This window comes from uncultured Rhodococcus sp. (assembly GCF_963525155.1).
Classification (GTDB): domain Bacteria; phylum Actinomycetota; class Actinomycetes; order Mycobacteriales; family Mycobacteriaceae; genus Rhodococcus_F; species Rhodococcus_F qingshengii.
The window spans coordinates 1-21,686 of record NZ_CAURKP010000065.1 but is presented as its reverse complement, the minus strand read 5'-3'; the positions used below and the strand labels follow the sequence as shown (position 1 = coordinate 21,686).

The 21,686-nt window shown below is 63.9% G+C and carries 21 protein-coding genes; 16 read left to right on the top strand and 5 right to left on the bottom strand.

The window, feature by feature from the left end; genetic code table 11:
• The first annotated feature begins 77 nt into the window (after positions 1 to 77).
• The 8 genes from RWT78_RS15105 to RWT78_RS15070 all read left to right on the top strand — a co-directional run bounded on the left by RWT78_RS15105 (position 78) and on the right by RWT78_RS15070 (position 8,569).
• A complete protein-coding gene (locus tag RWT78_RS15105; protein WP_003942019.1) occupies positions 78 to 1,304 on the top strand; it encodes an MFS transporter in 1,227 nt (408 codons plus the stop codon).
• Positions 1,250 to 2,077 carry an alpha/beta hydrolase gene (locus RWT78_RS15100; protein WP_314676459.1) on the top strand — a complete coding sequence of 276 codons (828 nt, stop codon included), beginning with the start codon at positions 1,250 to 1,252 and terminating at the stop codon, positions 2,075 to 2,077. Before RWT78_RS15105 ends, RWT78_RS15100 begins: the two co-directional genes overlap by 55 nt.
• A 42-nt stretch (positions 2,078 to 2,119) precedes the next feature.
• The gene (mshA, locus tag RWT78_RS15095; RefSeq protein WP_003941843.1) at positions 2,120 to 3,448 is read left to right on the top strand and encodes a D-inositol-3-phosphate glycosyltransferase; all 1,329 of its coding nucleotides are present in this window, start codon (positions 2,120 to 2,122) and stop codon (positions 3,446 to 3,448) included.
• The gene (locus tag RWT78_RS15090) at positions 3,445 to 3,942 is read left to right on the top strand and encodes a YbjN domain-containing protein (protein WP_047268888.1); all 498 of its coding nucleotides are present in this window, start codon (positions 3,445 to 3,447) and stop codon (positions 3,940 to 3,942) included. Before mshA ends, RWT78_RS15090 begins: the two co-directional genes overlap by 4 nt.
• 139 nt (positions 3,943 to 4,081) lie before the next feature.
• Complete coding sequence (locus tag RWT78_RS15085) at positions 4,082 to 5,683, top strand: AMP-binding protein (RefSeq protein ID WP_162114635.1); 1,602 nt, start codon at positions 4,082 to 4,084, stop codon at positions 5,681 to 5,683.
• 46 nt (positions 5,684 to 5,729) lie between these two features.
• Positions 5,730 to 6,485: a phosphoglyceromutase gene (locus tag RWT78_RS15080; RefSeq protein ID WP_003941992.1), complete on the top strand. Its 756-nt coding sequence runs from the start codon at positions 5,730 to 5,732 to the stop codon at positions 6,483 to 6,485.
• Positions 6,486 to 6,647: 162 nt separating this feature from the next.
• Complete coding sequence (locus RWT78_RS15075) at positions 6,648 to 7,883, top strand: ATP-binding protein (RefSeq protein ID WP_314676458.1); 1,236 nt, start codon at positions 6,648 to 6,650, stop codon at positions 7,881 to 7,883.
• Complete coding sequence (locus tag RWT78_RS15070) at positions 7,880 to 8,569, top strand: response regulator transcription factor (RefSeq protein ID WP_003942020.1); 690 nt, start codon at positions 7,880 to 7,882, stop codon at positions 8,567 to 8,569. Before RWT78_RS15075 ends, RWT78_RS15070 begins: the two co-directional genes overlap by 4 nt.
• Positions 8,570 to 8,656: 87 nt before the next feature.
• Here the strand turns inward: RWT78_RS15070 and RWT78_RS15065 are convergent, their stop codons facing one another.
• Positions 8,657 to 9,442 carry a hypothetical protein gene (locus tag RWT78_RS15065; protein WP_003941928.1) on the bottom strand — a complete coding sequence of 262 codons (786 nt, stop codon included), beginning with the start codon at positions 9,440 to 9,442 and terminating at the stop codon, positions 8,657 to 8,659.
• A 66-nt stretch (positions 9,443 to 9,508) separates the two neighbouring features.
• On the opposite strand from RWT78_RS15065, the gene RWT78_RS15060 reads away from it, so the two are divergent.
• From RWT78_RS15060 to RWT78_RS15050, 3 genes are read left to right on the top strand one after another with little or no spacing between them, the layout of a single operon-like run.
• The gene (locus tag RWT78_RS15060; protein ID WP_003941975.1) at positions 9,509 to 10,459 is read left to right on the top strand and encodes a Ppx/GppA phosphatase family protein; all 951 of its coding nucleotides are present in this window, start codon (positions 9,509 to 9,511) and stop codon (positions 10,457 to 10,459) included.
• Entirely contained in the window at positions 10,459 to 11,574 is a 1,116-nt protein-coding gene (locus RWT78_RS15055) for a hypothetical protein (protein WP_314676457.1), read from the top strand. Before RWT78_RS15060 ends, RWT78_RS15055 begins: the two co-directional genes overlap by 1 nt.
• A 7-nt stretch (positions 11,575 to 11,581) precedes the next feature.
• Positions 11,582 to 12,466, top strand: coding sequence for a sugar phosphate isomerase/epimerase (locus tag RWT78_RS15050; protein ID WP_208689747.1), 885 nt, complete (start codon positions 11,582 to 11,584; stop codon positions 12,464 to 12,466).
• Here the strand turns inward: RWT78_RS15050 and RWT78_RS15045 are convergent.
• The 4 genes from RWT78_RS15045 to RWT78_RS15030 form a co-directional block, all read right to left on the bottom strand.
• Positions 12,446 to 13,879, bottom strand: a complete 1,434-nt coding sequence (locus RWT78_RS15045; protein WP_003941905.1) for an HAD-IB family hydrolase — start codon at positions 13,877 to 13,879, stop codon at positions 12,446 to 12,448. The two genes, RWT78_RS15050 and RWT78_RS15045, sit on opposite strands and share 21 nt — an antisense overlap.
• Positions 13,876 to 16,212: a glycerol-3-phosphate 1-O-acyltransferase gene (locus RWT78_RS15040; protein ID WP_314676456.1), complete on the bottom strand. Its 2,337-nt coding sequence runs from the start codon at positions 16,210 to 16,212 to the stop codon at positions 13,876 to 13,878. Before RWT78_RS15040 ends, RWT78_RS15045 begins: the two co-directional genes overlap by 4 nt.
• Positions 16,213 to 16,215: 3 nt before the next feature.
• Complete coding sequence (locus tag RWT78_RS15035) at positions 16,216 to 17,682, bottom strand: wax ester/triacylglycerol synthase domain-containing protein (RefSeq protein WP_314676455.1); 1,467 nt, start codon at positions 17,680 to 17,682, stop codon at positions 16,216 to 16,218.
• 155 nt (positions 17,683 to 17,837) lie between these two features.
• On the bottom strand, positions 17,838 to 18,461 hold the full coding sequence (locus RWT78_RS15030) for a TetR/AcrR family transcriptional regulator (RefSeq protein WP_054826513.1): 624 nt from the start codon (positions 18,459 to 18,461) through the stop codon (positions 17,838 to 17,840).
• 150 nt (positions 18,462 to 18,611) lie between these two features.
• Here RWT78_RS15030 and RWT78_RS15025 point away from each other — a divergent pair, with 150 nt between their 5' ends.
• The 5 genes from RWT78_RS15025 (at position 18,612) to RWT78_RS15005 (ending at position 21,651) form a co-directional block, all read left to right on the top strand.
• Positions 18,612 to 19,250 carry a MerR family transcriptional regulator gene (locus RWT78_RS15025; protein ID WP_003941997.1) on the top strand — a complete coding sequence of 213 codons (639 nt, stop codon included), beginning with the start codon at positions 18,612 to 18,614 and terminating at the stop codon, positions 19,248 to 19,250.
• Positions 19,247 to 20,092, top strand: coding sequence for a thioesterase family protein (locus tag RWT78_RS15020; RefSeq protein ID WP_042923249.1), 846 nt, complete (start codon positions 19,247 to 19,249; stop codon positions 20,090 to 20,092). The genes RWT78_RS15025 and RWT78_RS15020 overlap by 4 nt, the downstream gene beginning before the upstream one ends.
• Before the next feature lie 34 nt (positions 20,093 to 20,126).
• A complete protein-coding gene (gene proC / locus RWT78_RS15015) occupies positions 20,127 to 20,942 on the top strand; it encodes a pyrroline-5-carboxylate reductase (RefSeq protein ID WP_003941923.1) in 816 nt (271 codons plus the stop codon).
• Between the two features lie 126 nt (positions 20,943 to 21,068).
• Positions 21,069 to 21,305, top strand: coding sequence for a helix-turn-helix domain-containing protein (locus RWT78_RS15010; protein WP_003941845.1), 237 nt, complete (start codon positions 21,069 to 21,071; stop codon positions 21,303 to 21,305).
• A gap of 244 nt (positions 21,306 to 21,549) precedes the next feature.
• Positions 21,550 to 21,651 carry a 30S ribosomal protein bS22 gene (locus RWT78_RS15005; RefSeq protein WP_003402602.1) on the top strand — a complete coding sequence of 34 codons (102 nt, stop codon included), beginning with the start codon at positions 21,550 to 21,552 and terminating at the stop codon, positions 21,649 to 21,651.
• Positions 21,652 to 21,686: the final 35 nt, after the last annotated feature.

The window sequence follows — 21,686 nt, the reverse complement described above, 5'->3', positions numbered from 1 at the left end:
ACCCGAGCGCACAGTGAAAACGATTTGTCGAGTCGGCCTCGGCTCTGTGAACCTTGTTCAGTGCACGAGAAGCTGACATGAGCGAATCCACCAACAAAGGCCTGCTGAGCGCCTACCGCGAGATCTTTGCCGCCCCCGGATCGGTCGCCTTCTCGGCCGCCGGATTTGTCGCAAGGCTGCCGATCGCCATGATCGGTATCGGAATCGTGACGATGATCTCGCAACTTCGTGGTGACTACGCGCTCGCCGGCGCGCTCGCCGCGGTTTTTGCGCTCTCGTCGGCGATCATCGCGCCCGCGGTCTCGCGTGCGGTCGACCGCTTCGGACAGCGAGCGGTCCTGCCGATTGCCGCAGCCGTGAGCGTCACCGCGATCGGGGCGCTCCTGCTCGCAGTCCGGATGGAAGCTCCCGACTGGCTGCTGTTCGTTCTGGTCGTCCCCGGCGGCGCCACTCCGACGATCGGCGCGATGATTCGCGCCAGGTGGGTGGCGATCTATGTCGGAAAACCTCAGCTGCGCACCGCCTTCGCCTTCGAATCGGTGGTGGACGAGCTCTGCTTCGTGGCGGGCCCGGTCATATCGGTAGGTCTGAGCATCGGGCTCTTCCCCGAGGCTGGACCACTGGCAGGGTTGATCCTGCTGGTCACCGGAACCCTGCTGCTGGTCATACAGCGCGGAACCGAACCGAAGGTGCATCCGCGTCGACCCGGCCGCGGACGATCGGTTCTCGGTAACCACGTGATGTGGATCGTCATCGTGATCATGGTGATGCTCGGAACGATCTTCGGCGTCATCGACGTCGGCGCCATCGCGTTCACCAAGGAACAGAATTCGCCGGGGTCGGCGACGCTGGTCCTCGCGCTGTTCGCCGGCGGTTCGGGAATCGCGGGACTGATCTTCGGGTCGATGCACCCGGCGCGATCGCTGCGCGGGCAGTTGATGATCGCGTCCTCGGCGGTCGCCGTTCTCAGCGTCCCGCTTCTGTTGGTCGGAAACGTGGCCGCACTTGCGGGTGCCTACGTGCTGGCGGGCGCGACCATCGCACCGACGCTCATCATCGCGACAGCCCTGGTCGAACAGATCGTCCCACCGGAAAAGCTCACCGAGGGAATGACCCTGACGGTTACCGGCCTCGGCGTCGGCGTGGCGCTCGGGTCTGCGCTGGCCGGACAGCTGATCGATCGCTACGGCGTCCCGTCGGCCTACATGCTCGCCGTCGGCGCCGCAGTCGCAGCCTCTATCGTGACGGCATGTCTATTCGTGAAGCCGTCAGCGTCGACGGCACGTCCATCGTCTATCGAGTAACCGGAAATTCGGCGGGGACCCCGCTGGTGTTGCTGCACGGCTGGGCTCAGTCCTCGCAGTGCTGGGGCGAGCAGGTCCTCGCGGACCTGGCCGCGGACTATCGGCTGATCGCCGTCGATCTGCGCGGCCACGGTTACTCAGATGCGCCCGAATCCGGATACGACGATTCCGCGAACTGGGCCGGCGACGTCGCGGCTGTTCTTGCGGCCGAAGGCGTCACCGAGAACGCGATCCTGCTCGGCTGGGCGTCCGGCGGTCGGGTGATCTGCGTTTCCCGGGCAGCGCACGGCACCGGCGGGGGGGGGGGCGCGGTTCTGGTCGGGGCGATCACCAGCATCGGGCGCGGCGAAAAAGGTGGCAAGGTCGGCTCGGCGATGCGTAGCGCAGTTCCCGGCGCGATGTCCGAAGATCCCCGCGAGGCGATCCGTGCACTCGGCGCTTTCGGCAATGCTCTCACCGGCCCACCCGAGGGCAAGGGTGCAGCGTCGCAGGCCTTGTTCGGGTACAGCCTCTCGACGCGTCCGCGGGTGCGCGCAGCACTGTTCAACCGTGCTGTCGGTCACGACGAGTTGCTTCGCAACCTGGACATCCCGGTCCTCGTTCTGCACGGAACCGACGACTCCGTCGTCGACGTGAGCGCAGGTAAGCACGCCGAGGAACTGATTCCCAAGTCCCAGGCGTCGTACTGGGAAGGCTGCAATCACGGCCCGTTCGTGGAGGATCCGACACGATTCGTGTCCGAAGTGCGAACCTTCATCTCGAGCCTCGGTTAGAGTTCGCGCCCGGTGAGGGGGCAGTATGGAGTCGTGACGCCCATGCACATTTCGCGCCCTCGCCGGGTGGCCGTTCTCTCGGTCCACACCTCGCCATTGGCGCAACCCGGCACCGGTGACGCGGGTGGGATGAACGTCTACGTTCTGCAATCCGCCATTCAGCTCGCCAAACGTGGCGTCGAGGTGGAGATATTCACCCGCGCGACGTCCTCGGCCGACGCACCTGTGGTGGACGCCGCTCCCGGAGTGCGGGTTCGGAACATTGCTGCTGGTCCCTTCGAAGGGCTGGACAAGGCGGATCTGCCGACTCAACTGTGTGCCTTCGTCGCAGGAGTTCTACGGGAGGAAGCGCGCCACGAGCCCGGGTACTACAGCCTGATTCACTCGCACTACTGGTTGTCCGGTCAGGTCGGCTGGCTGGCCCGCGACCGCTGGGGCGTGCCCCTCGTACACACCGCCCACACCCTCGCGGCGGTAAAGAATCTTTCGCTTGCCGAGGGAGACACCCCGGAGCCGGCAGCACGTCAGATCGGCGAGCAGCAAGTAGTCGCCGAGTCCGATCGCCTGGTCGCCAACACCACCGACGAAGCCAAGGCGCTGCACGAGTTGTACGGCGCAGACCCCACGCGTATCGACGTCGTGGCTCCCGGCGCCGATCTCACCCGCTACCGCCCGGGCGATCGCGATTCCGCCCGCGCGTCGTTGGGGTTGGACCCGGGCGAGGTCGTCGTGACTTTCGTCGGCCGGATCCAACCTCTGAAAGCACCGGACGTTCTGCTGCGTGCTGCCGCCGAAGTGATCAGCCGTCGCCCCGAGTTGCCGTTGCGCATCCTCGTCGTCGGCGGGCCGTCCGGAACTGGCCTCGCGCGGCCGGACGTGCTGATCGAACTTGCACGCTCACTCGGCATCACCGCGCAGGTGACGTTCTTGCCGCCGCAGGCTCCTGAGCGTCTCGCCGATGTCTACCGTGCCTCGGATCTGGTTGCGGTGCCGAGCTATTCGGAGTCCTTCGGGTTGGTCGCCATCGAAGCTCAAGCCTGCGGAACTCCGGTGATCGCCGCCGACGTCGGCGGACTGGGAGTGGCCGTACGCAACGGTGAGACCGGCCTGCTGGTTCAAGGACACCGCACCGAAGATTGGGCCGGCGCCCTCGAATCCTTGGTGACAGCACCGACGCGCTTGGCCGAACTCGCCGCGCAGGCACCGCGCCACGCCGAAAATTTCTCGTGGGAACACACCGCGGACGGTTTGCTCGAGAGCTATCGCAAAGCCGCAGTCAACTACAACAACGGAACCGGTCCCAGCGACTTCTCGCCCCGCCGTGCGCGGGGTCTGTGGCGTCTGCGCCGGACCGGGGGAGTGCGTACATGAGCAGCATTTCGGACACCATCGAGCAGGCCCTCACCGAGCGCGAACTCGACTTCACCAGAAAAGACGACGCGCATTTCATCGTCGAACTTCCCGGTGAACACAAACTCAAGACGTCGACTCTGCTCACCGTCGGCAATCACGGTGTGCGGGTCGAGGCCTTCGTGTGCCGCAAGGTGGACGAGAACTTCGAAGGCGTCTACAAATTCCTGCTCAAGCGCAACCGTCGTCTGTACGGGGTGGCGTACACACTCGACAAGGTCGGGGACATCTACCTCGTCGGCAAGATCGCAGAGCATGCCGTGACCGGCGATGAACTCGACCGAGTGCTCGGTCAGGTTCTCGAAGCCGCCGACGGCGATTTCAACGTCATCCTCGAACTCGGCTTCTCCTCGTCCATCAAGCGTGAGTGGGCGTGGCGGGTGTCGCGAGGTGAGTCGCTGGCGAATCTCGAACCGTTCAAGCACCTCATCGAGGAAGAGCCCGCGCAGAGCTGATCGAGCGGGGTGAGACACATCGCGGATGTGTCACGTAAAGTGGCCTTTACTTGTGACTGTTGTCACGGAATAATACTGTTCCCGTGAGTCACAGTAAGTTGGTCACACCACCCCGCCGCGCAACTTTTCGAGGAGCACAGTGAGCTTCAAGAGTCCGTTCCCCGACGTTGAAATCCCCAACCTCAGCGTCTACGACTTCCTGTTCGGAAACACCGACCCCGCAGACCTCGACAAGACGGCCTTCGTCGAGGGCAGTTCGGGCGCAGTCACCACATACGCTTCGCTGATCGCACAGATCAACGGCGTTGCAGGCGCTCTCGCAGCGCGCGGACTCGCCGTCGGCGACGTGGTCGGGCTGCATTCGCCCAACGTCCCGGCCTTCGGTTCCGTCTTCCACGGCATCCTTCGTGCCGGTGGCGTCGCGACCACGATCAACGCGCTCTACACCGCCGAGGACATCGCCAAGCAGCTCACCGATTCCAAGGCCAAGTTCCTCTTCACCGTCTCGCCGCTCCTGCCGCAGGCAAAGGCCGCTGCTGACCTGGTCGGTATCCCGGCCGAGAACGTGTTCGTGCTCGACGGTGCCGAAGGCCACCTCTCGCTGCGTGATCTGCTCGGCGAGGGTGCAGCGGCGCCCGAAGTCTCCTTCGATCCGGCCACCCAACTCGCGGTGCTGCCGTACTCCTCGGGCACCACCGGCCGACCCAAGGGGGTCATGCTCACCCATCGGAACCTCGTAGCCAACGTCTGCCAGATCATTCCGCGGATGGGCATCGAGACCGACGACAAGATTCTCGCGGTCCTGCCGTTCTTCCACATCTACGGCATGACGGTCCTGCTCAACGCTGCGCTCTATCGCCGCGCGAGCCTCATCACGATGCCGAAGTTCGATCTCGTCGAGTTCCTGCGGATCGTCGCCGAGCAGAAGTCGACGTACATCTTCGTCGCACCGCCCGTTGCCGTCGCGCTGGCCAAGCATCCGCTCGTCGATCAGTACGACCTCTCGAGCGTGCACACCATCTTCTCCGGTGCGGCCCCGCTCGACGCGGCGCTCGGCAAGGCCGTCGCCGACCGGTTGAACTGCCACGTCCGCCAGGGCTACGGCATGTCCGAGATGAGCCCGGTCTCGCACGCGATCCCGTTCGACCGCGACGACATCGCGCTCGACACCTGCGGTCCGACCATCGCCAACATGGAATGCAAGCTCGTCGACCCCGGAACGGGCGAAGAGGTCGCGTACCCGCCTCTCGGCTCGGACGGCGTCAGCGAGCCCGGCGAACTGTGGTGCAAGGGCCCGAACATCATGCTCGGCTACCTCGGCAACGACCAGGCCACCAAGGACACCCTCGACGACGACGGTTACCTGCACACCGGTGACATCGCGACCGTCGACGGCGACGGCGTCGTCAAGATCGTCGACCGCCTCAAGGAACTGATCAAGTACAAGGGCTACCAGGTTCCCCCGGCGGAACTCGAGGCCTTGCTGCTGACCCATCCGCAGATCGCCGACGCCGCAGTGATCGGTGTGCTCGACGCCGAGGGCGAAGAGGTCCCGAAGGCATTCGTGGTGCTCCAGGACGGCGCCGAGTTGACCGAAGCCGACGTGATCTCGTTCGTCGCCGAGCGCGTCTCGCCGCACAAGAAGGTCCGCCAGGTTTCGTTCATCAGCACCGTGCCGAAATCCGCGGCCGGAAAGATCCTCCGCAAGGATCTGCGAACTGCGGAAGTTGCCCCGAGCTGATTTCCGGACAGGGTTGATCAAGAAGGGTTCCGGTACTCGTGCCAGGATGAACGCCATGAGTATCGGAACCCTGGTCCTGCTCCGCCACGGCGAGAGCGAATGGAATGCACTCAATCTGTTCACCGGCTGGGTGGACGTACACCTGACAGACAAGGGCATGGCCGAGGGCAAGCGCGCCGGCGAACTGCTCGCCGAGCACAACCTGTTGCCCGACGTTCTCTACACGTCTCTGCTGCGCCGCGCGATCAGCACAGCCAACCTCGCGCTCGACGCCGCCGATCGCCACTGGATCCCGGTAGTGCGCGACTGGCGTCTCAACGAGCGTCACTACGGCGCTCTGCAGGGCAAGAACAAGGCGCAGACCAAGGAAGAGTACGGAAACGAGCAGTTCATGCTCTGGCGTCGTAGCTACGACACCCCGCCGCCCGCCATCGAAGCCGGCAGCGAGTACAGCCAGGACACCGATCCCCGGTACGCGAACCTCGACGAGGTTCCCTTGACCGAGTGCCTGCTCGACGTCGTCAAGCGTCTGATCCCGTACTGGGAGGACACCATCTCCCAGGAGCTGCTCGCCGGTCGGAACGTGCTGGTCACCGCGCACGGCAACTCGCTGCGTGCGTTGGTCAAGCACCTCGACGGCATCTCGGACGAGGACATCGCGGGCCTGAACATCCCGACCGGAATCCCGCTGCGTTACGACCTCGACGAGAACCTGAAGCCGCTCAATCCCGGCGGCACCTACCTGGATCCGGAGGCCGCAGCTGCCGGCGCCGCCGCGGTGGCGAATCAGGGCGGAAAGTAGCAACCCGATGATGTGCGTCGAGGCCCCCCGAACAGGGATTTCGGGGGGCCTCGGCCAACAACAGATGAACGACGAACCAACGCCGTCCACCTGGCGGATTACGCGCGTGGGAACGTCCGAACCCGCCGTAACCGACTCTTCGCGCGAACGTACGATTGCGCCGTGAGTGTCGTGATTGCAGTGCTGCTGGTCGTGGTCGCCGGCTTGGTCGGCTACCTCGTCGGCGGGGTGCTGGTACCCAGGCTGTCGTCGCGCCAGAGTCAGCGCTCGGACGAACAGACCGGGCTCACGATGTCCCAGGTTCTCGACCTCATCGTGTTGGCTTCGGAAAGCGGTATCGCCGTCGTCGACGGTTTTCACGACGTCGTGCTCTTCAATCCTCGCGCCGAGGAACTCGGTCTCGTCAAGAATCGTCTGGTCGACGAGCGAGCTTGGCGGGCTGCTCAGGAAGTTCTGCGGACGGGTCAACCCGTCGAGGTCGATCTGACGGCGCAGACCGCTCAGCGCGGCCGCGACAAGATCGCGGTACGTGGCACGGCCCGGTTGCTCAGCAAGGACGATCGCAACTTCGTGGTCCTGTTCGCCGACGACGATTCCGAGCAGGTCCGCATGGAGGCGACCCGACGCGATTTCGTCGCGAACGTCAGCCACGAACTGAAGACGCCGGTCGGTGCGATGAGCCTGCTCGCGGAGGCACTGCTCGAGTCCGCTGACGACCCGGAATCGGTGCGCCACTTCGGCGAACGGGTGCTCGGTGAGTCGATTCGTCTGGGCAAGATGGTCACCGAGTTGATCGCACTCTCGCGTCTGCAAGGTGCCGAGAAGCTGCCGGATCTCGACGTGGTCGACGTCGACACCGTGGTGTCCGAAGCACTGTCGAGATCGAATCTGTCGGCCGAGGCCGCCGGGATCACGGTCACCACCGACCATCCGAGTGGGCTGGAAGTACTCGGGGATCAGACTCTCCTCGTCACGGCATTGTCCAACCTCATCGAGAACGCTCTTGCATACTCGCCCAAGGGTTCTCCGGTTTCCGTCAGTCGGTCGGTACGCGGCGACAATGTCGCGATCGCAGTCACCGACCGAGGAGAAGGCATCGCGAAAGCGGACCAGGAGCGAGTGTTCGAGAGATTCTTCCGCGTGGACAAGGCGCGGTCACGGCAGACCGGTGGAACCGGTCTGGGGCTGGCGATCGTCAAACACGTCGCGGCCAATCACAACGGCTCCATCGAACTGTGGAGCAAACCGGGTACAGGGTCTACCTTCACGTTGCAGATACCGGCACACGTGGAGTCGGACGACGACATCGACTCTGACGACGCGGGAACCGCCGGTTCCACGCGGATCGGCAGACGAGAACAAGGCAGTAGAGAAAACGGCATGGAGGCCAAACGATGACGAGTGTGCTGATCGTGGAGGACGAGGAGTCCTTGGCGGACCCGCTGGCGTTCCTGCTCCGCAAGGAAGGCTTCGAGACCACCATCGTCAACGACGGACCGTCGGCGTTGGCGGAATTCGATCGCTCCGGAGCGGACATCGTCCTGCTCGACCTCATGCTGCCCGGCATGAGTGGCACGGACGTCTGCAAGGCGCTGCGGTCGCGCTCCGGCGTCCCCGTCATCATGGTGACGGCGCGTGACAGTGAGATCGACAAGGTTGTCGGCCTGGAACTCGGTGCGGACGACTATGTGACCAAACCGTATTCGGCGCGCGAGCTGATCGCTCGCATCCGTGCGGTGCTGCGCCGCGGGGTGGAGAACGAGGCGGACCTCGCCTCCGACAACGGGGTGCTCGAGGCCGGACCGGTACGGATGGACGTCGAGCGCCACGTCGTGCAGGTCGCGGGTAACCCGGTGACGTTGCCGCTCAAGGAGTTCGACCTCCTCGAGTACCTGCTCCGCAACTCCGGTCGGGTGCTGACCCGCGGACAGTTGATCGACCGCGTCTGGGGCGCCGACTACGTCGGTGACACCAAAACCCTTGACGTACACGTGAAGCGGTTGCGTTCGAAGATCGAATCGGATCCGGCCAAGCCGGAACATCTGGTCACGGTCCGTGGGTTGGGTTACAAGCTCGAAGCGTGATCGAACCTCGTCGAGAAGAAATGTCGAGAAGAATTCAGCCGCTCACACGATCGTGTGAGCGGCTGAATTCTTTTTGTTCAGGCGGAGTCAGCCCTGAGCTTTGTTCTGAGCGATCGTGGTCGCCGGATGGACTGCGATGAGGCCGAGGCCCGCGCGACGCCTGCAGAGGCGAGCCAGCTCGTCGTACGCGCGCTTTCCGAGAAGTTCCGTCAACTCTGGCCCGTAGGACTGCCAGACCTGCCGCTCCCCGACATGAGCGTCGGGGGAGCCGGAGCAGTACCAGGCGAGGTCGTCGCCGCCCTCACCCCAGCCGCGGCGGTCGTACTCGGTGATCGTGGTCTTGAGGATCTGGACGCCGTCCGGCCGGTCGACCCAGTCCTGGGTGCGGCGGATCGGTAGCTGCCAGCACACGTCCGGTTTCACCTCGAGCGGCTCGATGCCCTTCTTGAGCGCCATGGAATGCAGAGCGCAGCCCTCGCCCCCGGCAAAACCCGGCCGGTTGAGGAAGATGCACGCTCCTTTGTAGCGGCGGGTGCGCAGCGCGGGCTCGTCCTCGAGGTCGTCTTCTTCGACGTAGCCCTTCTTGCCGAGACCCTTTTCCATGAACTGCCAGTCTTCGGCTGTGAGCATTTTCACTGACGCATCGAGCTTGTCCTGATCTTCCTGATCGGAGAGGAAAGCGCCGTGCGAGCAGCAACCGTCGTCCGGGCGGTCTCCGATGATGCCCTGACACGCCGGCGTGCCGAACACGCAGGTCCAATGCGAGAGCAACCACGTCATATCAGCGGAAATGAGGTGTTCGGAGTTATCCGGATCGACAAATTCGACCCATTCGCGCGGGAAATCGAGATCGACCTCGGGGCTCGGAGTCATCTTGTGGGACCGGTCTGGGTTACCTGCTGTCACAAGGGCCGACCGTAGACCCAGTAACGTGGCGATGTGCGACTAGGGGTACTCGACGTCGGAAGCAATACCGTCCATCTATTGGTTGTGGACGCCCATCGGGGCGGCCACCCAACACCCATGAGCTCGACCAAGTCCACGTTGAGGCTGGCAGAAAACACCGACGACCGCGGCGATATCACCACGTCAGGAGCCGATCGGTTGGTCTCGACGGTCTCCGAATTCGCCGGTATCGCCAAGACGTCAGGGTGCGAGGAAATGATGGCTTTTGCCACTTCCGCCGTCCGTGACGCCAACAATTCCGAAGCCGTGCTCGCCCGCGTCCGCGCCGAGACCGGAGTCAATCTCGAGGTTCTCTCCGGGGTCGACGAAGCCCGCTTGACCTTTCTGGCAGTGCGCCGCTGGTACGGCTGGAGCGCCGGACGCATCCTGAACCTGGACATCGGCGGCGGCTCGCTCGAACTCACCGCAGGTGGTGACGAGGATCCGGACGTCGCCTTCTCACTGCAACTCGGTGCCGGACGGTTGACGCGCGACTGGCTACAGGCCGATCCGCCGGGCAAGCGCCGGGTCGCTGTATTGCGCGACTGGCTGGACGCGGAGTTGGTCGGACCAGCCAAGGAACTGCGCGCCGCCGGCGACTGGGACCGCACGGTCGGGACTTCGAAGACCTTCCGATCGTTGGCTCGGCTCACCGGCGCGGCCCCTTCTGCCGCAGGCCCACGGGCAAAACGGACCCTGACTTCCAGCGGACTCAGGCAACTCATAGCCTTCATATCCAGGATGACGGCGGCGGACCGTGCAGAATTGGAAGGAGTGAGCTCGGATCGGTCACAGCAGATTGTGGCCGGCGCGCTCATCGCAGAGGCAACCATGCGGGCGCTCGGAGTGGACGAACTGGAAATTTGTCCCTGGGCACTGCGTGAGGGTCTGATTCTGCGAAAGCTCGACACAGAAATGGGCGGTGAATTGGTGGTGAGTGCTTGATGACCGAGGACAGTCAGCAGATTTCCGTAGCGGAACTGCTCAAGCGGAACGGTCAGAGCGTCGAATCCCGAGGTGGACGACGCCGGCGCGGCGTAGCCGGTGGCATCTCCGTCGCCGAACTGACGGGTGAGATCCCGATCGTTCGCCAGTCGGGATCGCGCGCGGCCGCCGAGCCCGAGTCCGACGAACCAGCAGCCCAGCCCGAAGCCGCTGCGCCGGAAAACTCTGCACCTTCAGCGCCGGCCGAGGCCGTCGCGGAAACCGCCAAGTCAGCCGAACCGGCACCGAAGGTTCCCGCCGATCGCACCGCAGCCTTCGCCGTCTCGTTCGACGACGATGACGATGACGAACCGCAGGCACCCAAGGGCGAGTCGAAGCCGGTTGCTGCGCCGCCGGTCACCACTCCGAAGCCGACTTCCACACCTTCGCCGGGACAGACCTCGAAGTCCTCGCCCGGGCAGTGGGTGAGCCGGGCACCGCTCAACTCCTCGTCACCGACGCAGGTAACGCAGGAACCAGCCCTGCTGTCGGGTCAGACCCTGGCGGGCGACCTGATGCGTCAGGAGCGCGCCGCAACGCAGTCGCCGTCGTTGCGTCCGCCGATCCTGCCGCCGCGTGTCCCCACTCCCGTCGCCAAGGCACCTGCACAGACCGCTCCTGCTCCGGCCGCGCCGGAAGAGAGCACCGAACTGATCGACAAAATCGCAGACGCGGATGCCGGCGAGGCCGAATCCACCGCCGTGGTCGATCTGGTCAAGGCACCGGCAGTCGCTGACAGTGCAAAAGACTCCAGTGCCGTCGCGGAGTCCGATGTCGAAGCCGAATCGGCAGCGGAAGAGGCAGGCGAGCGTAACTCGATCCGTGAATGGGCAGTGCTTGCCGGTCAGGTGGTTGTTGCACTGATCGTCGGCGGCGCGATGTTCAAGGGCTTCGAGAAGCTGTGGGACATGCTGCCATGGGTGGCGTTGGTGCTCGCGCTGATCGTGATCGTCGGCTTGGTTGCCGTCGTGCGGGTTCTGCGCAAGACAGACGACATCACGAGTTTCGTGATCGCGGTGGTCGTCGGCATGATCGTGACGCTCGGTCCACTGGCGTTCTTGTTGACCTCGGGTTGATCGGACGATGATCGGGGGATCGCAGCGCATGGTTCGTCGGCCGATAGCCGTCGGCCTGTCGACGGCTTCGGTATATCCGGAGAACACGGAAGCAGCATTTCGCTACGCCGCTGATCTCGGATACGACGGTGTCGAACTGATGGTGTGGGCCGAATCCGTGAGTCAGGACGTCGGTGCTGTCGCTGCCCTCGTTCGCAAGTATGCGATTCCGGTGCAGGCCGTGCATGCGCCCTGTCTGCTGATTTCGCAGCGCGTGTGGGGTTCCGATCCGGTCGAGAAGCTCGAGCGTTCGGTGCGCACCGCCGAAACCTTGGGAGCGACGACGGTGGTCGTCCACCCGCCGTTCCGGTGGCAGCGCAAGTACGCCGAAGGCTTCGCGGAACAGGTTGTCGATCTCGAATCGAAGAGCAGCGTCGTGGTGGCGGTGGAGAACATGTTCCCCATGCGCGCCGACAGCTTCTTCGGGGGCAAGGACAAGTCCGCGGAGCGTCTGCGTAAGCGTGGCGGTCCGGGGGCAGCGTTGTCCGCGTTCAGTCCGTCGTACGACCCGACCGATTCCGATCACGCTCACTACACACTCGACCTGTCGCACACCGCGACGGCGGGCATGGATGCCCTGGAGTTGGCCTCCCGTATGGGCAAGGGGCTCGAGCACCTGCACCTGGCCGACGGTCGCGGGGCGTCGATGGACGAGCACCTGATTCCGGGGCATGGCTCACAGCCGTGCGCGGAGTTGTGTCAGCAATTGGCTGCGAGCGAATTCAGCGGCCAGGCTGTCATCGAGATCAACACGCAGAACGCGCGCACCCGGCGGGAGCGGGCGTCGATGCTGGCGCAGGCGCTCGCGTTTGCACGCGAGCACCTGGCACGCTCAGCGGTGGCCGGCAAGTAGCGCAGCTTCGAACTGCGCGCGCACCTTCTCGACGTGTGCGTCGAGGTCTTTGGTCTCCCAGCCTTCGGTCGAGATGGGATCGAGCACCGAGACATAGACCGGGCCTGGATGGGCGACAAGCGAATTGCGCCACATCCGTTCACCCGCGTTGTGAATCACCACGGGCACGATCGGCACACCGGCTTGGATCGCCAAGTGGAATCCACCCTTCTTGAAAGGGCCCAGACGTGGCGTCGGAGAACGGGTGCCCTCCGGAGCTATGACTATCGAGACACCATTCTTCAGCTTGTCGACTGCCGGTTGCAGTGCAGCCTTCGCCTTCGTGGTGTCGGTGCGGTCGATGTAGGCGACGTCGAGCAGTGCACCGACGGGCATGAACCGCGGATCGCTTGCCGCTTCCTTCTTCGCGACGCCGGTCACGTCACGCTTGATCACGGTGCCCAGGACCAACATGTCCAGGGAACTCTGATGGTTGAACATGAACACCGCCGGGCGGTGATCCCACACGTTGTGCTCGCCGTCGATCTCGACGTCGATGCCCAGCAGTGAGAGCGAGATGTCGGGGCCGTACGTGCCGACCAGGTTCGCACCCAGTTGACGGTTCCCGGTGACAATGCCTGCCGACGCACCGAGGGCGGCGGTGGCAGCAAGCGCGCCCATGGCCGTCGCCGTTCGGATCGTGGAGATCGGTGTTGCGCCTCGTTGCGGTTTACGCAGGCTGACCGAAGGCCAGTGATTGCGCAACGCGATCTTGGCCAGACCACGATCGGGATTCAACGCGACAGGTCGCCCGACGGCCTCGAGCATGAAGACGTCTTCGACACCGTTGGAGTACGCAAAGGCGTTCTTCAGATCGGCGCCCATCTTCTCGGCATAGCCTGCAAGGGCATTGGCCTTGGCCGGCCCCCACAGTGCGGGCGAAGACAGTTCGCCGGTGAGCATGCCGTCGACGACTTCGGGCTCGGTGCACAGCACGTCTTCGATGTCGAGATCTTCGGCGACGTACTTGGCCTGGAACGGAGTCGCCGACGTAGCCATCACGATCGTGTGGCCCGCTCGCCGGTGTGCCGCCAGTAGCCCGCGGGCTTCCGGGTAGATCATCGCGGCGATCTCCTGCTTGAACAGCCGTCGGCCCCAGTCGTTCAGTTCCTCGACGGTACGGCCGCCCAAGGCTCGAACGCCGATGTCCATCAGTGCTCCGACGTCAGCACCGCGGAATTGGGTGTCGATCGCGGCACCGGTGGTGCGCAAGAGTTCGCCGACGCTGATATCCAAGCGTCGCAGGCGGTCTCGGTACACAACGCTGGCCGAGTACCCGCTGATCAAGGTGCCGTCGAGGTCGAAGGCGGCGATCGTTCCGGGCCCGGGAGGCGCGGCTTCGATGGCGGAGTGCAGACGCTCGAGTCCGGTCACAGTCCTACTTCCTCGTTCTCGGCGGGCGCTCGGTTTGCTTCTGGAATGGTCACTACTGCTGCGGCGTCGGGTACGGGCATCGCCACCTGATCGAGCCGTGCATGCGCGAGTGCTCGGATATGGCGCAGACGTTCGACCTGGACCTTGATCTCCGCGGCAAACGCCAGGCGCCTGGCCCGGACTCCGTCGTCGTCGACTTCGATCAAGTTGCGGTTGCGCGCCAAATTCAGTGCAGTGGCGAACAACTCACCGGAGACCGATTCGTTGCTGGCGATCTGCTGCCGCAGGCGACGCTGATGTGCGACGTCGATGCAGTTGCTGATGAAGGACTTTTCGTCGAACGACGTCGAAATCGGCGCGAGCACAAGCTGATCGGCGACAACCTGGTAGGCCTCGAGGAACGGTTGCAGCACTCGGTGCGCGAGGTACGGCCGCACCGTCTCGATCATGTGCTCGGTTCGTTTGTCGGCGGCCATGACGGTTTCCCACTCGGGATCGATCAGGGTCAGCTCGGTTCGCATCTCCTGCTCGAACGTGTCCCGGTCGCTGAAGAAGAACTCGAACTTCATCAGGTCGCGGATGCGCTTGGACTCGGCCCAACCGTCTCCGACGGGATCCTCGAACCGCTCTTCGACGGCTGCCTGGAGCACGAGTTCGGTGATGGCGCGCACGACGAGAAAGTGAATTGTGTTGTTGCGGTAAAAGGCAGCAACAAGATGCTGATCCTTGCCGAGGTCGAAGACCTGCTCGCCGCCGCGATCGAAGCGCTCGAGCACACCGGAATCGACGTGTGTCTGCAGCGCCTTCTCGATGACACGCGGATCGGACAGTTCGACGTCGCCGGCGATCGGAAGATTTCGCGCGGTGATGTATCCGAACAGCGGCGTGAGAATCGCGGTGAGTTCACGAACTGTCAACGCCCGGTCTTCGATTCCGAGGAACGCCAACATCGCCAGTGAAGACACGGTCACCGGTGTGACCTCGTTGATGCGGTGACACACCTCGATGCCGGCCTTTTGAATGGCGAGGCGCTGATCGGTTTCCTGGCTGAGTGCGTCCGCGAGTGAGAGCGGCCGGCCGATGGTCACGTGCGCGACGCCGTTGCGTTTTCCCTGGGCGCGTACGTAACCCACCATCCAGCGCAGGCCTTCCGGTGTCTTCTCGGCGCCGAGTGCCTCGGCAGCCATTGCCCCGACCTCGTAGAGCTGGTCGTAGCTCAGCGCGACGGGGACGAGGTACACGTCGGATGCGCCGCTGACCTGAAAGGCCTTGGTCAGGTAGGTCAGGAGACCGAAGCGCGGTGGGCGTAGTTTCCCGGTACGCCCGCGTCCACCTTCGATGTACCACTCCAGATTGAAGCGTTTGGTGAGCAGGTAGCGCATGTACTCGTGCATCGACCACTTGTAGACCTCGTCGTTGCCGATGCTTCGACGAATGAAGACGGTGCCGCTGCGCTTGAGGATCGAGCCCATGGGCCAGAAGCTGATGTTGAGGCCGCCCATGACGTGATTGAGCGGCAAGCCGTTCGCGATCAACGCCGGACGCAGGACGAGGGGATCGAGGTACGAACGGTGACTCGGGAGGAAGACCAGTGAGTGTTCCTTGTTCAGCTCACGGAGTTCCTCGAAGCGGCTCGTGTCCACGTCCAGCTTGTAGGCGCGAGCGAAGTAGCGGCCCAGGCGATCCCACACCGCGATGGCTTGGCGACTCTGGGTGGCAACCATTTCTTCGAGAGCTTCACGGGCGCGGCGGTCGACTTCGGCGACGGCGATGTTCAACCGGTCGGCCAAAGCCATCACCTCGGTGGTGAACCGGCGGGTGTCGGTGATCTCGTCGACCACGAACCGCGACACCTTGTACTGGCCACCCAGAAGGCCCAATTCGGCGCGCTCGAGTGCGAGGGCGGCCTGCCGTCGGATGAACTCGGGTAGTGAACCGCCACCGCTCTTTTCGAGGCGACGCTCGAGATCGCTCAGTGGTGCTGGTTCACCTTCGATGACCTGGCACCGTGAGGGGTCGGTGCGCAGGGTTCTGCGCTGCGCGCCGCGTCCGGGGTGGAGGGGGTCGCGTGGTGCCAGCGCATCGCGCACCCGCACCGCGACATTGTGTTTGGTATGGGTGTCCGGGATCCACACCACGCGAAGCGGCGCGAGCATCGGGTCGTCGGTCCGCGCCGCCAGTTCGGCCAGGGTCTTGTCGGTGATGTTGACGGTGACCGGCCGTGTTTCGGATGCGGTTGCCTTGTCGGCAAGCCACTTTCGCAGCACGCCGGCTTCGGCCTCTGTCATGGTTTCGGTGAGGTACACGCGCGGGTTGGTCGTGTTTTCACTCATGACTCACGCACCTTCCGTTGGAACTCCGAGGGCCACGATCTCGTCCAGGCTCTCCTGCAGGCACTGCATCAGCAAGGCGGGTTTCGTGATCGCAGCGGTGTCGAGATTGATTCCGATACAGCACACCCCGACGTGGGAGACCAGTGTCGCCATCGCCGCGCAACCGGGCGCCGGGCCGAACGGGAACATCCGCTCGATCTTCGCTCCGGCGAGATAGACCGGTACCGGGACGCCGGCGACGTTGCTCGCCTGCAGGTCCAGTCCTGTCGACTGGGACAGATACCAGTTCGCGAGTAGATAGTTCGGCAGGCGAGCGAGGATCGGGGCGGCGACGTCGATAGCGTCCAACGCCGGTTCCTCACGCAGACTCAGAACGATCTCTCGCACCTGCCTGATGCGTTTGGCCGGATCCGTTTCGGCGACCGGGCCGTTGAAGCGAACGGCTGCAAACCGGTTGCCGCCGTTGGCATCCGCGCCCGTGCGCATGCTGATCGGCATACCCATCGGAATGCTCTCGACGGATTGTCCGAAGGCTTCGTGGTAGCGATGGAAGCCGCCGAGCAATGCGGCGACGTAAGCGTCGTTGAGTGAGCCGCCGGCAGCTTTTGCTCCGGCCTTGAGCTCGGGAACACCCACTTCGAGAGTTCCGAACCACCGTCCGAGACCACGATCGTGGAGCAGAGGGGAACCGGAACGAGCTGGGGGAGTGACGATCTTGCGGAGTGAATTGGCGTAACCGAGGACCTCGGAAGCCGTCGTGATCGGACTCGAGATCGCCGTGGTCGCAACATTGGTGGCACCGCGGACCAGCTTGGCGATACGCGAGGGCGCACGCCGGATCTCGCTGACGACCTCCTCGCCGAAGGCGCCCACCGATGACAGATGCTCAGGAGCAGGCGGTGTGCGGTCGGGCTTGTTCGGAGTGGGGTCCGGGCGTCTGCTGTGCAGGAGCGTCATCATCTGGATGCCGCCCATGCCGTCGGTGATGGAGTGGTGAGTCTTGACCACGAACACGGCGCGACCGTCGTCGAGACCTTCGATGAGCAGCGCGCTCCACGGCGGTCGAGCCTTGTCGAAAGGTTCCGTCGCAAGGTGACGACACATGCGCAGTGCGTGATCGAAGTCCGCCGGTGCAGGTAAGCGGACGCGTCGTAGGTGGTAGCCGATGTCGAACTCGGGATCGACGGACCACACCGGATTGCCCAGCTGCATTGCCGGTTCCACTGCTCGCATACGAATACGCGGAACCACGTGCGATGCCCACTCCACTGCGTCGAGAAGTCGATCCCAGTCCGGGGCACGATCGAGTACCTCTACCGCAACGATCGGTGAGCGCAGTTGCGGCTGCGCCTCTTCCATCCGCCACATTCCAGTCTCGAAGTCGGACATCGTGCGGTTCGCCCCCCAGGCGACCGCGGAAAGGTCGACGTCGACCGCGCTAGGAGGAACAAATGGATTGCTGTTGGCCATACGTCAAGAACTCCCTCGGTCTGCGGATCCACCCCGCGCATCTCTGCTTCTAAGTGTGGACCCGCGACCGTGGGCGCGTCCCGGTTTCGGTGTCAGCCGACAGGTGTGACGTTCGTCAGTTAAGGGCTAATCGGACATGCCGGGAAGTTCAGTGCTCAAGAAGTGACGCCGACGGCTTTCAGGGCTATCTCGCGGTAGAGGACACTGACTTCGCGCGGAGTCTGCGGTCCGTCGAGTCGATACCAGAGGACGACGGACTGACACATTCCCAGTAGTGCACGGCCCGTTCCGGTGATGTCCGGGACCGTGAACTCACCGCTCTCGACGCCTGCCGTCAGTACGTCGACGAGTAGGTTCTCGAGCTTCTTTCGCTTGGCGGCGTAGCTCTTTCGTTCCGCGTCCTCGAGGTACCGCAGTTCGGAATCGAGGAAGGCTATGTCGGCGCGACTGGTCATGTGCAGAACACACGCCTCGACGAGATTGCCGAACTGTGCCGTCGGCGACGGTCCGGCAGCGTCGACCGCAGTGCTCGCGCGTGCGGTGACGTTCTCGATGCCCGGTTCCATCAGCGCGACGAGGATGCCCTGTTTGTTGCCGTGGTGGTAATACAGCGTCGGCACGGTGACACCGGCACGTTTTGCGATGTCACGAACCGACGCTCCGTGGTAACCGAGTTCGTGGAACACCTCGAGTGCGGCGGTGAGCAGGGGAGTCAGCGTCAGTGGTTCCACGATGCGCCACTGTTCGTCGGGCTGAGCCTCCGACTGCAAATCCGTCATTCCGCCTGTTCGCTCCGTTCGGAAATTTCTGGTGGTGTGCGCAAAGAAGGTTCAACCCTAGCGCAAGGTGTGTCCTCCTTACCGATGCTCGGCCACCATTGGATAGCATCACTATCCAGTAATGGGTCGAGCGAGTTGGACGGAGGAGCGGTGAAGGTTTCCGAACTGGCCGCACGGTCCGGCGTTGCACTGGCCACTATCAAGTACTACCTCCGTGAAGGTCTGCTGATGCCTGGTGAGCCGACCAGCGCAACGGGAGCGAGGTACGGCGAACAGCACGTCCGGCGACTCGCGTTGATCAGGGCCCTGGCCGGGGCGGGACTCGCGATTCCACGGATTCGCGCGGTGCTCGAACTGGTGGACAGTGACGAGCGATCCGAATTCGAGACTTTCGGCCGCGCAATCGCGCAACTACCCCCGTACGTCGAACCTGAACCGGATCCAGAGTTCCCCAGAGCTCGCAAGGTTCTGGAGTTTCTCGGTCAGGTCTTCGAGCCGAGGTACGTGGCGGTCGCGCACCTCGAGCGGGCACTGATCGGCCTCGAGGATGCAGGACTGAGTCTCTCGGACGAGCGCCTGCGCGCCTACGGCGACCACATCCGAGGGATTGCCGAAGTGGAAATCGAGCTGATGCCTACCAGTTCGACCGAGGACGGCATTCGCTATGCGGTCCTCGGAACCGCCATGTACGAACCCGTCCTGACAGCTTTGCGACGCCTGGCGCACCAAGATTTGGCCGCACGACATTTCCCGCAACACCGAGAAAGCACCGAACAGGAAAATCGATGAGCACCAGTCCCTTTCAAGATCTCAATCGCCTCACCTCGCTCGGCGACGGGCGATACACCGCAACGATCGATTCGATCTGGACCATCGGGCCGAAAGTGCACGGCGGCTCCATGATGGCTGTGTGCGCCGCTGCCGCGCGTCGATGTCTGCGAGACGGCGCAGGTGAGAACGACTCGCTTCTGAAGATGCAGCCACTCGCGGTGAGCGCCAACTATCTGTCGGCCCCAGATCCGGGTGAAGTCGAACTGGAGGTGATCGTCCGAAAGCAGGGACGCCAGGTCGCGTTGTTCGACGTCGAGTTGAGCCAGGCGGGCCGCAGCGCTGTTCGCGCGGCGGTCACGCTCGGATTCCCCGATGACGGCGACCCCACCTTCGTCACGGCCTCGTCGATCGACGACATGTCACCGGAACCGCCGGAGAGTGCGGTGGCAGTCATCGGCGATCACCCGATGGCGCAGGTCGTGCATGTCGGTCAGGGTTGCGACATGCGAATCGACACCACCTCGGCGCACTTCCTGACCGGCAGCCAAGGCGAGGCCGAGGTCAGGATGTGGGTCCGTCCTCGACCCGAGGACGAAAACGACCTCGACACCGCTGTGCTGTTCGCGATCATGGCGGGTGACATCAGCGCGCCGGTGACGATGAACCGCGGCCTGTTCGGGTGGGCGCCGACCGTGCAGTTGACGACGTACCTGCGCCGACTGCCGACGCCGGGATGGCTTCGCGTGCGGGCGAGCTCGGATGTTCTGGGCAGCACGTGGTTCGAAGAGGATCATGCTGTTCTCGATTCGACGGGCGCAGTCGTCGTCCAGAGTCGTCAATTGGCGATGATGCCCCGCTAGGGTCGATCGCTGCGGTCGTGGCAGGCTGTTCGCCATGACAAGAATTGCGATTATCGGTGGCGGCAAGATCGGCGAGGCGCTGATCTCCGGGCTGTTGCAGGCCGGCCACGCCATCAAGGATCTGGTCGTCGCCGAGCAATATCAGCCTCGCGCAGACGAATTGATCGCCGAATACTCCATCCGCGTCAGCACGGTCGCCGATGCCGCCGAGGGTGCGGACGTCATCGTCATCGCGGTGAAGCCGAACGACGTCGAGTCAGCGCTCACGGCGTTGACGAAGGTCGATCTGGACGGCGACCTCGAACAATTGATCGTTTCCCTTGCTGCGGGAATCCCCACGGGATTCTTCGAAACGCGTCTGCCCGCAGGGTTCCCGGTCATCCGCGTCATGCCGAACACTCCCATGTTGGTCGGGGAGGGCGTGAGCGTGCTCTCGCCTGGACGGCACGTCAAGGCCGAGCATCTCGAGCTCGTACGCGGCATTCTCGGCAGCGTCGGCAAGGTGGTCACGGTTCCCGAATCGCAGATCGACGCGGTCACTGCTGTCTCCGGTTCCGGCCCGGCCTACTTCTTTCTGGTCGCCGAAGCGATGATCGACGCGGGAGTCGGTCTCGGCCTGACGCGCCCGGTCGCTACCGAATTGGTGGTGCAGACGATGGTCGGTTCCGCAGCGATGCTCGATCGCACCGGCGACAGCGCGACGGATCTTCGCGCCGCGGTGACGTCACCGGGCGGAACGACGGCTGCGGCACTGCGTCAGCTCGAAGCGGGCGGCCTGCGGACGGCGTTCTTCGATGCCTTGGATGCCGCCAAGTCGCGCTCGGCCGCGATGGGTGCAGCTGCGGATTAGTCGTCCGTTTAGCCACACCCGTCGCTTTAACCCCACCAGTACAGCTAAGCTCGACTTAGTACGTACGTGTCTGTTCCGCCGGAGGGGAAGCCGGCGGCGCGAGTCGTGCTGGAGGTATGTGGATTAATGGTGTCTGCAAACAAGCCGTCCATGGGTTCGTCCCACGACGGAAAGCCGGCAGTGGCCGGCACGCAATTCCTCACTGTTGCTGAGGTAGCAACTTTGATGAGGGTGTCGAAAATGACTGTGTACCGGTTGGTACACAGTGGCGAATTGCCTGCTGTACGAGTGGGCCGTTCGTTCCGTGTACATGCGAAGGCAGTACACGATTACCTCGAAACCTCGTACTTCGATGCCGGCTGACCAGCCGGTTCGAAGAGGATGACCTCGGCGTGAGCCGAGTCGCGGGCACAGCGGTTGCTGTGCCGGAGGCTCGGTTTATGCCGAGTGACTCCACACCGGTACGATGAGTCACTGTCGTACCAGCAAGCTGGTGTCGTAAGGCGCTGAGCTAGTTAAAACGAGGGCCAGGCGCCAATTGCTTGGCGCAGGCGTACGTGACCGGCGTGCGCAGGAACGCTAGAGAAGAACGTGAGGGACACCCGCTATGGGTTCAGTGATCAAGAAGCGTCGCAAGCGCATGTCGAAGAAGAAGCACCGCAAGCTGCTTCGTCGTACCCGAGTACAGCGCAGGAAACTCGGTAAATAAGCAGTACCTGTTGATGCCCGCCACCCCTTCCGGGG

Bases quoted from the DNA above. Each gene is read 5' to 3' on its own strand.
- RWT78_RS15010 (WP_003941845.1), top strand. From the start codon at position 21,069: ATGGTGTCTGCAAACAAGCCGTCCATGGGTTCGTCCCACGACGGAAAG.
- RWT78_RS15080 (WP_003941992.1), top strand. From the start codon at position 5,730: ATGAACGCCATGAGTATCGGAACCCTGGTCCTGCTCCGCCACGGCGAG.
- proC (WP_003941923.1), top strand. From the start codon at position 20,127: ATGACAAGAATTGCGATTATCGGTGGCGGCAAGATCGGCGAGGCGCTG.
- RWT78_RS15005 (WP_003402602.1), top strand. From the start codon at position 21,550: ATGGGTTCAGTGATCAAGAAGCGTCGCAAGCGCATGTCGAAGAAGAAG.
- RWT78_RS15050 (WP_208689747.1), top strand. From the start codon at position 11,582: ATGATCGGGGGATCGCAGCGCATGGTTCGTCGGCCGATAGCCGTCGGC.
- RWT78_RS15100 (WP_314676459.1), top strand. From the start codon at position 1,250: ATGTCTATTCGTGAAGCCGTCAGCGTCGACGGCACGTCCATCGTCTAT.
- RWT78_RS15105 (WP_003942019.1), top strand. From the start codon at position 78: ATGAGCGAATCCACCAACAAAGGCCTGCTGAGCGCCTACCGCGAGATC.
- RWT78_RS15040 (WP_314676456.1), bottom strand. From the start codon at position 16,212: ATGAGTGAAAACACGACCAACCCGCGCGTGTACCTCACCGAAACCATG.
- RWT78_RS15090 (WP_047268888.1), top strand. From the start codon at position 3,445: ATGAGCAGCATTTCGGACACCATCGAGCAGGCCCTCACCGAGCGCGAA.
- mshA (WP_003941843.1), top strand. From the start codon at position 2,120: ATGCACATTTCGCGCCCTCGCCGGGTGGCCGTTCTCTCGGTCCACACC.
- RWT78_RS15035 (WP_314676455.1), bottom strand. From the start codon at position 17,682: ATGGCCAACAGCAATCCATTTGTTCCTCCTAGCGCGGTCGACGTCGAC.
- RWT78_RS15055 (WP_314676457.1), top strand. From the start codon at position 10,459: ATGACCGAGGACAGTCAGCAGATTTCCGTAGCGGAACTGCTCAAGCGG.
- RWT78_RS15020 (WP_042923249.1), top strand. From the start codon at position 19,247: ATGAGCACCAGTCCCTTTCAAGATCTCAATCGCCTCACCTCGCTCGGC.
- RWT78_RS15065 (WP_003941928.1), bottom strand. From the start codon at position 9,442: ATGACTCCGAGCCCCGAGGTCGATCTCGATTTCCCGCGCGAATGGGTC.
- RWT78_RS15070 (WP_003942020.1), top strand. From the start codon at position 7,880: ATGACGAGTGTGCTGATCGTGGAGGACGAGGAGTCCTTGGCGGACCCG.
- RWT78_RS15030 (WP_054826513.1), bottom strand. From the start codon at position 18,461: ATGACGGATTTGCAGTCGGAGGCTCAGCCCGACGAACAGTGGCGCATC.